This is a genomic window from Aliiruegeria lutimaris (assembly GCF_900099935.1).
GTDB lineage: Bacteria > Pseudomonadota > Alphaproteobacteria > Rhodobacterales > Rhodobacteraceae > Tropicimonas > Tropicimonas lutimaris.
Map to the genome: position 1 here is coordinate 1 of NZ_FNEK01000039.1, position 12,910 is coordinate 12,910.

General features: G+C 62.6%; 10 protein-coding genes and 2 pseudogenes. 5 read left to right on the forward strand and 7 right to left on the reverse strand.

Translation table 11 applies throughout. From position 1 onward, the window contains the following. The 5 genes and pseudogenes from BLR85_RS17105 to fabF all read right to left on the reverse strand — a co-directional run. A pseudogene (locus tag BLR85_RS17105) lies at positions 1 to 379 on the reverse strand (transposase); the annotation flags it as partial. Beyond that, positions 298 to 888, reverse strand: a pseudogene (locus tag BLR85_RS17110) (terminase large subunit domain-containing protein); the annotation flags it as partial. The pseudogenes BLR85_RS17105 and BLR85_RS17110, both read right to left, overlap by 82 nt. Beyond that, positions 827 to 1,252 (reverse strand): hypothetical protein, encoded by a 426-nt coding sequence (locus BLR85_RS17115; protein ID WP_093159049.1) that lies wholly within the window; start codon positions 1,250 to 1,252, stop codon positions 827 to 829. The pseudogene BLR85_RS17110 and the gene BLR85_RS17115, both read right to left, overlap by 62 nt. A 108-nt stretch (positions 1,253 to 1,360) precedes the next feature. After that, on the reverse strand, positions 1,361 to 2,560 hold the full coding sequence (gene mltG / locus BLR85_RS17120; RefSeq protein ID WP_093159052.1) for an endolytic transglycosylase MltG: 1,200 nt from the start codon (positions 2,558 to 2,560) through the stop codon (positions 1,361 to 1,363). Then, positions 2,560 to 3,822: a beta-ketoacyl-ACP synthase II gene (gene fabF / locus BLR85_RS17125; protein ID WP_093159056.1), complete on the reverse strand. Its 1,263-nt coding sequence runs from the start codon at positions 3,820 to 3,822 to the stop codon at positions 2,560 to 2,562. The genes mltG and fabF overlap by 1 nt, the downstream gene beginning before the upstream one ends. Before the next feature lie 553 nt (positions 3,823 to 4,375). Between fabF and gyrA the strand changes: the two genes are divergently transcribed. The 5 genes from gyrA (at position 4,376) to gluQRS (ending at position 10,717) form a co-directional block, all read left to right on the forward strand. Continuing rightward, complete coding sequence (gene gyrA / locus BLR85_RS17130; protein WP_093159059.1) at positions 4,376 to 7,162, forward strand: DNA gyrase subunit A; 2,787 nt, start codon at positions 4,376 to 4,378, stop codon at positions 7,160 to 7,162. 459 nt (positions 7,163 to 7,621) lie between these two features. Continuing rightward, entirely contained in the window at positions 7,622 to 8,248 is a 627-nt protein-coding gene (locus BLR85_RS17135; RefSeq protein WP_093159064.1) for a hypothetical protein, read from the forward strand. 46 nt (positions 8,249 to 8,294) lie between these two features. Beyond that, positions 8,295 to 9,665 carry a methylenetetrahydrofolate--tRNA-(uracil(54)-C(5))-methyltransferase (FADH(2)-oxidizing) TrmFO gene (gene trmFO / locus BLR85_RS17140; protein WP_093159213.1) on the forward strand — a complete coding sequence of 457 codons (1,371 nt, stop codon included), beginning with the start codon at positions 8,295 to 8,297 and terminating at the stop codon, positions 9,663 to 9,665. Between the two features lie 4 nt (positions 9,666 to 9,669). After that, positions 9,670 to 9,858 (forward strand): hypothetical protein, encoded by a 189-nt coding sequence (locus BLR85_RS17145; RefSeq protein WP_093159067.1) that lies wholly within the window; start codon positions 9,670 to 9,672, stop codon positions 9,856 to 9,858. 4 nt (positions 9,859 to 9,862) lie between these two features. Continuing rightward, positions 9,863 to 10,717: a tRNA glutamyl-Q(34) synthetase GluQRS gene (gene gluQRS / locus BLR85_RS17150; RefSeq protein ID WP_093159070.1), complete on the forward strand. Its 855-nt coding sequence runs from the start codon at positions 9,863 to 9,865 to the stop codon at positions 10,715 to 10,717. Positions 10,718 to 10,893: 176 nt separating this feature from the next. Here the strand turns inward: gluQRS and ndk are convergent, their stop codons facing one another. Together ndk and BLR85_RS17160 are read right to left on the reverse strand one after the other, a co-directional pair. Continuing rightward, positions 10,894 to 11,316, reverse strand: a complete 423-nt coding sequence (gene ndk, locus BLR85_RS17155; RefSeq protein WP_093159074.1) for a nucleoside-diphosphate kinase — start codon at positions 11,314 to 11,316, stop codon at positions 10,894 to 10,896. A 149-nt stretch (positions 11,317 to 11,465) separates the two neighbouring features. Beyond that, positions 11,466 to 12,881 carry a calcium-binding protein gene (locus BLR85_RS17160; RefSeq protein ID WP_139188434.1) on the reverse strand — a complete coding sequence of 472 codons (1,416 nt, stop codon included), beginning with the start codon at positions 12,879 to 12,881 and terminating at the stop codon, positions 11,466 to 11,468. Between the last annotated feature and the right edge of the window lie 29 nt (positions 12,882 to 12,910).

Below are 12,910 nucleotides of genomic sequence, written 5' to 3' on the forward strand. Positions count from 1 at the left end.
GTGAGGCTCAGCTTGTGGTCTCGATCCGTCATTTCTTTGCGCTCGGCAACAGACCGGCCTTGGCGAGCGCTCCCTCTAAAAAATCTTTCTCCAAGGTGAGTTGACCGATCTTCGCGTGTAGGGAGGTGATGTCGATTTCCGGTTCCTTGCTCTTCGGCTTGTCCTCGAACACATCAGACACGCCATCGAGCAACTGGTCTTTCCACTGCTTGATCTGGTTCGGATGCAGGTCGAACTGGGTGGCCAGTTCGCTCATCGTCTTGTCGCCCTTCAGCGCCGCCAATGCGACCTTCGCCTTGAACGCGGCACTGTGGTTTCTTCTCGGACGTCTTGCCGAGGGTTGTCGCCCAGCCGCAAACCGAATTGCAGCATCGACCATGTCTCCTCGGCCTTTTTCCACTTGGCCAGCTCATCCACCCAAGCCGCATCGAACTGCGGGCCCCGGAGCGCCTCCGGCTCATGTGCCGAAAAGGCCTGGGCAATCGCCCCGTTCGACCATTCCAGCTGCCGCCTGCCCGAATGCCAGCCTGGCACCCGATCGGGCGGCGAACAGGCGACAATCCCGCTATCGCCAAACACCATCACGTCGCGGACCTGATCGAACGTCTCGCCGACCAGCGCCACGCGGCGGGACCGGCCGGGTTCCTCCAGCCGCCCCCCTTCTACCTGGGTCCGAACCCATTCCGAGCCGGCGCGGGTCTTGCCCGCGCCCCTTCCGCCCAAGATCACCCAGGTCTTCCAATCTCCCCCGGGTGGGAGCTGGTGCGGTAGCGCCCAGAACTCGAAAAGCCACGGCAGCGCACAAAGCGCGTGCTCACTCAGCCCCTCAAGAAACGCTTCCTGCTCCGCTTGCGGCGCGGATGCGAGCCATTCGGCGCCCAATTTCATTGCGGGCCCCGGCAAGGTCGAGGCTCTGCTCATGAACATCCCCGACGAGCTTTCTGCGAAGGTCTTCGACATTGCGAGCTTCCTCCATCATGGCCATGGAAGCCTTGCGGATCTCGGTCAGAATCGGCCCCAGCTTCTTTGCGCGATCGGTCTTGCCGTCGCCGATTTCCCGAACGATGTCGGTCATCTCCTTGCTGGAGCTGCGATAGATTTCTGCGGCCTGATCAAAATACTGACCGACGTTTTCACCCGAGGTTTCGGGGGTCGTAGATTTATGCATTTTCTGAACCTGCTCATGCTCATTCCCTCCGAACAAGCGAAACGAAAAAGCACCGTGAACCTCTCGGCTCCGGTGCTTGCCCATTTCTTCCAGCGTGACTTGTTTCTACTTTGGACCGTTCGCAGAGTCAAGCTCGGCGTGCTCCCTCGCAACGGAGCAGCGCACGTCAAGTTACTGTTTGTTAACCATTTCTCACTGGTTGGCCTGCTTCGCCTCGATCTCGCGCCAGCGTGCGACGTTCACATTATGCTCCCGCAGAGTAGACGCGAATGCATGGCCGCCGGTGCCGTCTGCCACAAAGAACAGGTAGTCGCTGGCGTCCGGATTGAGCGTTGCCGAAATCGCCTGACGGCCCGGGTTGGCAATGGGAGTCGGTGGAAGCCCTTGAATAACATAGGTGTTATAAGGTGTCGCATCACGCAACTCGCTCTGCCGCAACCCGCGGCCCAACACGCCCTTTCCCTCGGTGATGCCATAGATTACCGTCGGGTCCGTCTGCAGGCGCATCCCCTGGTTCAGGCGGTTTACAAAGACGCTCGCCACCAGCGGCCGTTCCTCAGGAACGCCGGTTTCCTTCTCCACGATGGAGGCGAGAGTCAGCGCCTCTTCCGGGCTCTCCAGCGGCAGCCCGGCCTGACGCGTCTGCCAGAGCTCGGCAACAATCGTCTCCTGCTTCGCTTCCATCCGCTCCAGAATCGCCGCGCGATTCCCACCGCGAGTCGTCTCGTAACTGTCCGGCGCCAAGTGACCCTCGGCCGGAATCTCCGAAATCTCGCCGCTCAGGAACGCCGCCGCCTTCAGCGACTCGACCACCTGCCAGCTCGTCACGCCTTCTGCCAGCGTCACCCGGTAGCTGGTGCTCGGCCGTTCCATCAGCGTCCCCAGCGAAACCGTTCCCCCGGCAATTGTGCTCTCGACCGCCAAGTTCATGTCCAGCGGCGGCAGCTCTGCACCGAGATCGATCCGCGCCAGTTCCTGCTGCTCCTGCGTCGCAGGATCCAGCTCACGCACAAGCACGCGGGCAACATTCACACCGATCTGGAGATTGATATCCGTACCGCAGGTGCTGCGCCCGCTGGCGGTAACCACCGCTATGATATCTTGCATCGAGGCCCCCGCCGGCACCACGAAGCTCCCCGCCTTGAGCTGTGCGGACTTGTCCTCGTAATCCGCGCCGATCCGGAAGACCGCCGAGTTGCTGATCGCTCCTCGTGCCTCCAGATCCTTCGAAACAGAGGTCATCGAGGCACCCGACGGCACCAGAAGGCAGATTGCCTCCTCAAGCGGGCCCTGGCCCGCAAATTCGCTGCGCCCCCAGGCAAGGATGCCGGCCACGGCCAGCAGGATCACAATACCTATGGTCAGCGCATTAGAGGCAATCGCCCGCGCCATCAGTCCTCAACCTTCCCCATGATCAGGCTGGCATTGGTGCCGCCGAAGCCAAAGGAGTTCGACAGGACGTACTTGATCTCGCGCTCGCGCTTCACCTTGGGAGCAAGATCCAGCTTCACCCCCTCGGGCGGGTTGTCGAGATTGAGCGTCGGCGGCGCCACCTGGTCACGAATAGCGAGGATGCAGAAGATCGCCTCCACCGCACCGGCCGCACCCAGAAGGTGGCCAATCGAGGATTTGGTCGAAGACATCGTTGCCTTGCTGGCCGCGTCACCCAGCATCCGCTCCACCGCGGCCAGCTCGATCGTGTCCGCCATGGTCGAGGTGCCATGGGCGTTGATATAATCGATCTGCCCCGGCTCCAGCCCGGCCCGCTTCAGCGCGGCCTGCATCGAGCGGTATCCGCCATCGCCATCCTCGGACGGCGCGGTGATATGATAGGCGTCGCCCGACAGGCCGTAGCCAAGAATCTCGGCATAGATCTTCGCGCCGCGCGCCTTGGCGTGCTCGTATTCTTCCAGAACGACAACGCCGGCGCCCTCGCCCATCACGAAACCGTCGCGTTCGGCGTCATAAGGCCGGCTGGCCGCTTTCGGGTCATCCGCCCGCTTGGTCGACAGCGCCTTGCAGGCATTGAAACCGGCAATGCCGATCTCGCTGATCGGGTTCTCTGCGCCACCGGCGATCATCACGTCGGCATCGCCCCACTGGATCAGCCGTGCCGCGTCGCCAATGGCATGCGCCCCGGTCGAACACGCCGTCACCACCGCGTGGTTAGGTCCCTTGAAACCATAGCGAATGCCGACCTGCCCACTGGCCAGGTTGATCAGCGCCGAGGGAATGAAGAACGGCGATACCCGCCGCGGCCCCTTCTCGGCCATCATCACCGCCGTGTCGGCAATCGCCGACAGCCCGCCGATACCGGCACCGATCATCACGCCCGTGCGCAGCCGGCTCTCCTCGTCCTCGGGCGTCCAGCCGGCATCCTTGACCGCCATATCGGCCGCTGCCATCCCGTAAAGGATGAAATCATCGACCTTCCGGCGCTCCTTCGGCTCCATGTGCGCGTCCGGGTTGAAGGTCCCGTCACTGCCGTCGCCAAAGGGGATCTCGCAGGCATATTTCGTCGTCACCCGCGAATTGTCGAAACGCGTGATCTCACCCGCACCCGATTGGCCATCCAGCAGACGCGACCATGTCTCCTCGACGCCGCTCGCCAGCGGCGTGACCATACCCAAACCGGTAACAACCACTCGACGCATATCTTTCACCTCGGTCCGATTTTCCTTTGGGGCCTGATACACGTGCTCGGAAGCGCACGCAACAAGGCCGGATGCCCGCTAAGGTAAAACTGACAGGCCAATTTCACGCAGCGTCGCGGCGCCCAGGCCCTGCTACGGGTCGTCCTCGGCTCGATCTTTGCCGCCCGCGTGCACGGCGATTTCTCCCGAATGCTCACGGTCCGCCGTGACAGCAAGCCCGTCGCCGATCTGGCCGCTCCTTTTCGACAGGCCCTCCTGCGAAGCGATCAGCGCCGCCGCCCTCGCATCTTTCCTGCACGGCGCAACCGACAAGACCTACGCCAAAAGCCTGGCAACCAGCCAGGCCTGAGCGCCCGCCCAATCCCATCATCTTTCGGAAAATATCCCGGGGGAACACGCTCACCAGAGCGTGTGGGGGCAGCGCCCCCGTTTTTTCCCCGTTTCAGCCGCCCCGGCCGGCTCATTTCGCGCGCTACCATTGCACCCCATCTCGTGGGCCTGCTAAGAAGGCTTATCCAGATATAGCGGTGCGCAACAGAGAACGCAGGCAAACATGACCGACACCCCTCAGCCCCCCGAGAGCCCGGAAGAAGATCGTCCCGACCGTTCCGGTTACGACGGTCCGACCATCGACATCTCGGACGAGATGAAGGCCTCCTACCTCGATTACGCGATGAGCGTGATCGTCTCCCGCGCGATCCCCGATCTGCGTGACGGGCTCAAGCCCGTGCACCGCCGCATCCTTTACGCGATGCACGAAACGGGCAACTCGCATGAGAAACCCTATCGCAAGTCGGCCCGCCCGGTCGGCGACACGATGGGTAAGTACCACCCGCATGGCGACAGCGCGATCTATGACGCGCTCGTCCGGATGGCGCAGCCCTTCTCGATGTCGTTGCCGCTTCTGGATGGCCAGGGCAATTTCGGCTCCATGGATGGCGATAACGCCGCCGCCATGCGTTACACCGAAGTGCGCATGGACAAGCCCGCCGCCTTCCTGCTGGCCGATATCGACAAGGACACGGTCAATTTCCAGGACAATTACGACGGCAAGGACCGCGAGCCGACCGTCCTGCCGGCACGCTTCCCCAACATGCTGGTCAATGGTGCCGGTGGTATCGCCGTCGGCATGGCGACCAATATCCCGCCGCACAACCTCGGCGAAGTGGTCGACGCCACGCTGGCCCTGATCGAGAACCCCGACCTCACCTCCGAAGACCTCATCGAATACATTCCCGGCCCGGACTTCCCCACCGGCGGTGTGATGCTGGGCCGTTCCGGCGCCCGCAAGGCCTATCTTGAGGGACGCGGCTCGGTGATCCTGCGGGCGAAGACCCGCATCGAGGAGATCCGCAAGGACCGTTACGCCATCGTGCTCGACGAGATCCCCTACCAGGTCAACAAGGCCTCGATGATCGAGAAGATCGCCGAGATGGTCCGCGACAAGAAGATCGAGGGCGTGGCCCACGTGCAGGACGAATCCGACCGCGTCGGCGTCCGCGTGGTGATCGAACTCAAGCGCGATGCGACCCCGGACGTGGTCCTGAACCAGCTCTGGCGTTTCACGCCGATGCAGACCTCCTTCGGCTGCAACATGCTGGCGCTCAATGGTGGCCGCCCGGAACAGCTCACCCTGCGCCAGTTCCTCACCGCCTTCGTCGATTTCCGCGAGGAAGTCGTCGCCCGCCGTACCGCCTTCGAGCTGCGCAAGGCGCGGGAACGCTCCCACATCCTCTGCGGCCTCGCCGTCGCCGTCTCCAACGTGGACGAGGTCGTGGCCACGATCCGCGCCTCCGCCGACCCCGCAGAGGCGCGCGAGAAACTGATGACCCGCCGCTGGCCGGCCAAGGACATCGCCGATTACATCCGCCTGATCGACGACCCGACCCACAAGATGAACGAGGACGGGACCTACAACCTCTCCGAGACCCAGGCCCGCGCCATTCTCGAGCTGCGCCTGCAGCGGCTCACCGCGATGGGTGTCAAGGAAGTCACCGACGAACTCGAAGAGCTGGCAAGGAAGATCATCGACTATCTCGACATCCTGCGCTCGCGCGAGCGGATCATGCAGATCATCGCCATCGAGCTGACCGAGGTACGTGATCAATTCGCTGTGCCACGGCGCACCGAGATCGTCGACTGGTCCGGCGACATGGAAGACGAGGACCTCATCGAGCGTGAGGATATGGTCGTCACCATCACCCAGTCCGGCTATATCAAGCGCACCCCGCTCGCAGATTTCCGCGCCCAGCGGCGCGGCGGCAAGGGGCTCTCGGGCATGGCCACCAAGGATGACGACGTGGTCACCACGCTCTTCGTCGCCAATACCCATACCCAACTTCTCTTCTTCACCACCGACGGAATGGCCTACAAGATCAAGACCTGGCGGCTCCCGCTCGGCGGGCGCACGGCCAAGGGCAAGGCGATCGTCAACATCCTGCCGATCCCCACGGGCGTCTCCATTGCTGCCATCATGCCGGTGGACCGCGACGAAGAGGATTGGGGCGAACTTCAGATCGTTTTTGCCACCTCGGCCGGAACGGTGCGTCGCAATGCGCTCAGCGATTTCACCAATGTGAAACGCAACGGCAAGATCGCGATGAAATTCGAGGATGAGGATGCCGAGGTGCGGCTGATCAATGCCCGGATCTGCTCCGAGAACGACGACGTAATGCTGGTCACCAAGCTCGGCCGCGCCATCCGTTTCCGCAGCACCGACGTTCGGGTCTTCAACTCGCGCGCCTCGCTCGGTGTACGTGGCATCCGACTTGCGACAGGCGACGAGGTCGTCTCCATGTCCGTCATCCGCCATTTCGAAGCCGATCCCGCCGAACGCGCCGCTTATCTCAAGCAGCGCCGCGCTGTGGCCGGTGCGCCAGACGATGCCGAAGCCGACGATGACGAGACCCTCGTCGAGGGTGGCCAGCTGACGCAAGAACGCTATGCCGAGATGTCCGCCGCCGAAGACCTGATCCTGACGATCACCGCCGGCGGCGCCGGCAAGACCTCGTCGAGCCACGACTACCCCGTGCGCGGACGCGGCGGCCAGGGCGTGGCGGCAATGGATCGCGCCATGCGCGGCGGCCCGCTCGTGGCCTGCTTCCCCGTCGAGGGGGATGACCAGATCATGCTGGCCACCTCGACCGGTCAGTCGATTCGTTGCCCGGTGGAAGGAATCTCTTTCCGCTCACGCGGCGCGGGCGGCGTGCGCGTCTTCGACACTGGTGCGGGGGAGGAAGTCGTCTCCGTTGCCCGGATCGCCGAACAGGCGGAGCCGGACGAGGTGGAAGAGACGGAGGATGCGGCCAACGAAACCGGTTCGGATCCCGATAGCGAATGATATGCAAGGGGGCGCCATACGCCCCCTTTTCGCTGTACGCCCCCTCGCGTCTGGCCGCCCGTCGACCGGCGCGAATCGCAGCACTTTTTGTCTCTTCCTAGCTCGTTGTTTGTTTTTTGTTTTCTTCATATGAGACGAAGACTCGAGAAACGAATTCGTTAAAGGCTGGCCGTTAAGGACCGAGGCCAAATTAAGGCGAAAGCGGGGCATAGAATTGCCTTTTTTTCGCGATTTTCTCCAAGAAAACGTACCGTTTCCGAGCCTTAATTGGGAAACGGTTAATTGGGCGGCCCCTGTTTCCACCACTTTCTTCGTCCGGAAATTCCACAAACCTTCCCTTCACCTGCCCCTTTCAGACGTCATTGTGGGACCAGTCAAGAATTGTCGTCACAGCCAAAGAGTTCGAGCGGTACAGGTACAGGTGAGGCGACAGGCAGTAGAGACAGTAGGGACAATAGAATGTATAGCACCTCTGGAGACCGCCTTGTCCTGGGACCAACCGCCCAGAACCTGTTGAGAATTCTAATCGCCTCCTACTTCCTCGCCGGAGCGGTGGGGCTGATACCCGGCACGGACCTGACGGCGCTGACGGACAGGTTCATGCCCGCGCATATCTCGTCACCTTTCGGATCCGCCCTGGTGTTCTCGCTCGCCTACCTGGTAATGATCGGAGTCTGGCTGCGCGGTGCGGCTTTGACGCTTGGCATACTCACCTTCTGGGCCAGCTACCTGCGCATGATGGATCTCGGGCTGCAAAGCGAACTCGGCATCTTCTGGCGTGATCTCGCGCTGATCGCCTCGCTCATGCTCACTTATGCAGAACCCGACCGGACCGCCGCGCGCAACCGCGGGATCGTCCGCTGGAACCGTCGCCGGGTAGTACAGCCGCGCCGCATCACGCCGCGCCGTGTCGAGAACGCCGTGATCGAGCCGGCGGCGAAGTCCAAGCCGCAAAAACAAGCGCACCGCCGGGACTACCAGAACAGCTACGAGCCCTATGAGCCGCCCTATGGCCACGACAAGGTTTCGATCGAAGAGCTGGAACGGATTTTCCAGGAAGATTTCGAGATCGCCCGTTCGAGCTAGCCCGGCCCACCTTCCCAAAGGGCGTCCGATCGCCTAGATGGCGCTCATGACAAAAGCTATCCACATCATCGGAGGCGGCATGGCCGGCTCCGAAGCCGCCTGGCAGGCCACCCAAATGGGTGTGCCTGTCGTTTTGCATGAAATGCGGCCCAAGGTTGAAACCTTCGCGCACCGTACCGGCAACCTGGCCGAGATGGTCTGTTCCAATTCCTTCCGTTCGGATGATGACGAGAACAACGCCGTGGGCCTGTTGCATTGGGAAATGCGCGTGGCCGACGGGTTGATCATGACCACGGCCGATGCCTATTCCATCCCCGCAGGTGGAGCGCTCGCGGTGGACCGTGATCCCTTTTCCGAAGCCGTGACGCGCAAGCTGCGCTCCCATCCGCTGGTGACCGTGGTGGAGCAGGAGATCACTGCCCTGCCCGGCCCCGAGGACGGCCCCGTCATCATCGCCACCGGACCGCTCACCGGCGGCGCTTTGGCCGATGCTATTGCCGCCGAGGCCGGTCAGGACAGCCTCGCCTTCTTCGACGCCATCGCCCCAATCGTCTATGCCGATTCCGTCGACATGGACGTGGCCTGGATGCAGTCCCGCTACGACAAGGGCGAGACCGAGGAGGAGCGCACCGCCTATCTCAATTGCCCGATGAACAAGGCCCAGTACGAGGCCTTCATCGACGCGCTGCTCGCCGCCGAGAAGAGGGAGTTCAAGGACGGCGAGACGGCGAAATATTTCGACGGCTGCCTGCCCATCGAGGTCATGGCCGAGCGTGGCCGCGAAACGCTGCGCCATGGGCCCATGAAACCCGTCGGCCTCACCAACCGGCACAAGCCGGAGGAAAAGGCCTATGCCGTCGTACAGCTGCGCCGCGACAACGCGCTCGGCACGCTGTTCAATATCGTCGGCTTCCAGACCAAGATGAAATATGGTGCCCAGACGGAAGTGTTCCGGATGATCCCGGCGCTGGAGAATGCTCGATTCGCCCGGCTCGGCGGCATTCATCGCAACACCTTCATCAACTCGCCCACCCTTCTGGACGGACAGATGCGCCTGAAGAGCAAGCCGCATATTCGTTTCGCCGGCCAGATCACCGGCGTCGAGGGCTATGTGGAGAGCGCCGCGATGGGTCTGTTGGCGGGCCGAATGGCCGCCGCCGAAATGCTGGGCCGGGAGTTGCCGCCCGTGCCGCAGGACACCGCCATGGGTGCGCTGCTCACTCACATCACCGGCGGTGCCGAGGCAAAGACCTTCCAGCCGATGAACGTCAATTTCGGCCTGTTCCGACCCGTCGACGCCAAGGGGGGGCGCAAGGGTCGCAAGATCCGCTACAAGCTCTATACCGACCGCGCCAAGGCGGCCTGGGCGGAGTGGCTCGGCATCCCGGCTCCTGCGCCCGCCGCCCCACAGGAGTAGCCCCGTGAACTATCTACTTGCCCTGATCCTGCCGCCGCTATCGATCATGCTCGCCGGACGGCCCATCCTCGGGATACTGGTGTTCATCATCTGGGTACCGGCGCTCATCTTTTCTGGCGGGTTGACGCATCCGATGTTCATCCTGCTGGCCTGGTTCCTGATCCACCAGGGCGTGGTAACTCGCGACCGCTAGGCCGATGATCACCCGTTTCGCCCCATCGCCGACCGGCCCGCTGCATCTGGGCCACGCTTATTCGGCGCTTCTGGCCTCGGACATGGCGCGAGCGGCGAGCGAGACGTTCCTGCTGCGGATCGAGGATATCGACCAGAGCCGCGCCCGCCCTGAGTGGGAGGCGCAGATCTTCGACGATCTGCACTGGCTTGGACTCGACTGGCCGGAGCCGGTGATGCGGCAATCCGAGCGCCTGCCGGTGTACCGTGCCGCGCTGCAGGAGCTGTGGAGCCGCGGATTGCTCTATCCCTGTTCCTGCCGCCGCCGCGACATCCTGGAGGCCGCCAGCGCTCCGCAGGAGGGCGGCGCGCCGGTCATGGGGCCGGACGGAATCGTCTATCCCGGCACCTGCCGCGACAGGCCCCTGCCCGCCGAAATGCCTGCGGAGGCCTTGAGGCTGAACATGAGAAAAGCACTCGACGGCATTGATAATATTCTGTTTCAAGAAGATGGATCCGGACCAAATGGGGAGCGTGGAACGATTGACATCGCGCCCGAAACCCTCATCGGTTCCATTGGCGATATCGTCCTTGCGCGCCGCGACATGGGAACGTCCTACCACCTCTCCGTGGTGGTCGACGATGCCGCGCAAGGGATAAGCCATGTCATTCGCGGACAGGACCTGTTCGCGGCCACGGCCATTCATGTGCTTCTGCAACGGATTCTGGGGCTGCCGCGGCCGATCTACCACCACCACCGGCTGATCCGGGACGATGCCGGAAAGCGGCTGGCCAAGCGTGACGATGCGCGGGCGATCGGGAAATACCGGGCGGACGGCGCAAGTCCGGCGGATATTCGCGAGATGGTGGGTTTGCGCTGAGATCGCGGGTGGAGGGGGGCGTTGCCCCCCGCGCTCTATCGAGCGCTCCCCCCAGGATATTTGAGGAAAGATGATGGCAAGCCGGTTTCTTTCGTTCTCCGGCAGGCGTTTCCGCAAAAAGAATGGCCGCGCCGAAGGATCGGCGCGGCCTTGAGTTTCGAAAACGTCAGGTAGCGTCAGCCGACCAGTTCGAGGCCGGAGAAAAAGTAGCCGATCTCGAAGGCGGCGGTCTCCGGGGCGTCGGAGCCGTGCACGGAGTTTTCGCCGAGCGAGAGCGCAAACTCGCGGCGGATGGTGCCTTCGGCGGCATCGGAGGGGTTAGTGGCGCCCATGACTTCGCGGTTCTTCGAAATGGCGTCTTCGCCTTCGAGCACCTGCACGACGACCGGCTCGGAGATCATGAAGGTGGTCAGTTCGTCAAAGAAGGGGCGTTCCTTGTGCACGCCGTAAAAGACGCTGGCTTGAGCCTTGGTCATCTGGATGCGCTTTTGCGCAATGATGCGCAGGCCCGCTTCCTCGAACTTGGCGTTGATCTTGCCGGTCAGGTTCCGTTTCGTGGCGTCGGGCTTGATGATGGAAAGGGTGCGTTCGATGGCCATTGGTAACTCCCCAGGGCGTGATGAAACTTGCGCGGGCCGTAGCATGGGCGCGCCGGGTTGAAAAGCCCTTCAGCGATGGCTGGGTTGCCACCGGACCCCGTCGCTGGCCATCCCGCGCCGGTTTCAGCGGTGCCTATGACCGCGACAGGTCAGGCCAAGGCGATATCGTCGATATAGAACTCGTCGCCAATGCCCGCTTCGACCGAGAACTGGTCGATGCCAGTGGCATTGTCGAACGCGACCCAGCCATCGGTGTCGAGATCGTCTTCGGTGATTACCGCCCGGCCAATCACGTTGCCCGAGGCGTCGGCGAAGAGGATCGTCGCGGTCTCGCCCAGGTCGAGATCGATGATGTACATACCATCGAGATCGGACTGCTCGTCCCCGCCATGGGTAACATTCATCTCGTGGGTCGTGCCATCCGCATCCGTCCAGACGCGGAACTCCGCATCGCCGTCTCCGTCATAATCGTAATCGGCGACCGAGGAATCCCGCTCCTCGAAATAGTTGGTGGCGGAGGTGAGCTGACTGATCCAGAAATCCCCGCCCGGGCCATCCTGGTAGATATAGATCCCGAGCAGGTCGGAGGTGAACGGGTCGTAGACGCCGATCATGTCCTCGAACTGGATGTCGCCGGCCGGCGTGGGATAGCTGACCTGCAGGCCGACATCGCCATACTGCGTGGTCCCGGACCCATCCGTGGCTTCGTACCAGAAATAGACCGACGGCGCGTCTTCGCCGGAGCCCGGCTCGGTGTCGTACTGGCCATTCGGGTCCCAGATCAGCGTGCCATCGGCCGTCAACGTCAGGATCGAGCCGTCATTCAGAAGCCCGCCATTGAGGAAATAGTCGAGGTCGACCCCGTCCGGGACAAGGTCAAGATCGTTGACACCGTCATTGTCGATATTGATCTGCGCGTCGAGGATCGCCGAGACCGACAGGCCGTCGCCGAGATCGCCCCCTTCCAGGTAATCATTGGCCAGCACGTTGAGCTGCACTGTCTGGTCATATTGAACCGCGGCGTAGTCGCTGCCGGTGATGATCGTGCCCGGCTCTGTATATTGCACGAAGAGGACCTGCTCGACATTTGTGAGGTGGTCCACATCCCCGCTGCCATCGAGCGCGTAGACCTCGAACCCGGTCACGACGGTCTGCTGCTTCTTTCCGTTGCCGATGGTCTCGGTCAGGATCACGACGTCGTAATCCTCCCCCTCAAGACCTTCATAAATGACGACGTCAATGCCACCATCGTCGCCGCCATCGATGACGTCCGATCCGGCGCCGCCATAGATGGTGTCCGATCCGTCGCCGCCATTGACGATGTCGTCGCCGTCATCGCCCCAGAGCGTGTCGTCGCCGGCGCCGCCCTCGATCGTGTCACTGCCGCCGCCACCATGGATCTCGTCATTTCCGCCGAGGCCCCAGATGATGTCGTCCAGCTCCGTAGAGAAGACGGGGGTCGAGTTCAGGTCGATGAAATCGTTAACCTCGGTGCCGACAATGGCGCCGTCGGGCGGCGACACGGTGGAGCCCCCGTTTCCACCCTTTCCGCTTGGTTTAGGCATGGTCGATCCTTTCTCTCAAGGACAGGCCG

Bases quoted from the DNA above. Each gene is read 5' to 3' on its own strand.
- BLR85_RS17115 (WP_093159049.1), bottom strand. From the start codon at position 1,252: ATGGGCAAGCACCGGAGCCGAGAGGTTCACGGTGCTTTTTCGTTTCGC.
- mltG (WP_093159052.1), bottom strand. From the start codon at position 2,560: ATGGCGCGGGCGATTGCCTCTAATGCGCTGACCATAGGTATTGTGATC.
- fabF (WP_093159056.1), bottom strand. From the start codon at position 3,822: ATGCGTCGAGTGGTTGTTACCGGTTTGGGTATGGTCACGCCGCTGGCG.
- gyrA (WP_093159059.1), top strand. From the start codon at position 4,376: ATGACCGACACCCCTCAGCCCCCCGAGAGCCCGGAAGAAGATCGTCCC.
- BLR85_RS17135 (WP_093159064.1), top strand. From the start codon at position 7,622: ATGTATAGCACCTCTGGAGACCGCCTTGTCCTGGGACCAACCGCCCAG.
- trmFO (WP_093159213.1), top strand. From the start codon at position 8,295: ATGACAAAAGCTATCCACATCATCGGAGGCGGCATGGCCGGCTCCGAA.
- gluQRS (WP_093159070.1), top strand. From the start codon at position 9,863: ATGATCACCCGTTTCGCCCCATCGCCGACCGGCCCGCTGCATCTGGGC.
- ndk (WP_093159074.1), bottom strand. From the start codon at position 11,316: ATGGCCATCGAACGCACCCTTTCCATCATCAAGCCCGACGCCACGAAA.
- BLR85_RS17160 (WP_139188434.1), bottom strand. From the start codon at position 12,881: ATGCCTAAACCAAGCGGAAAGGGTGGAAACGGGGGCTCCACCGTGTCG.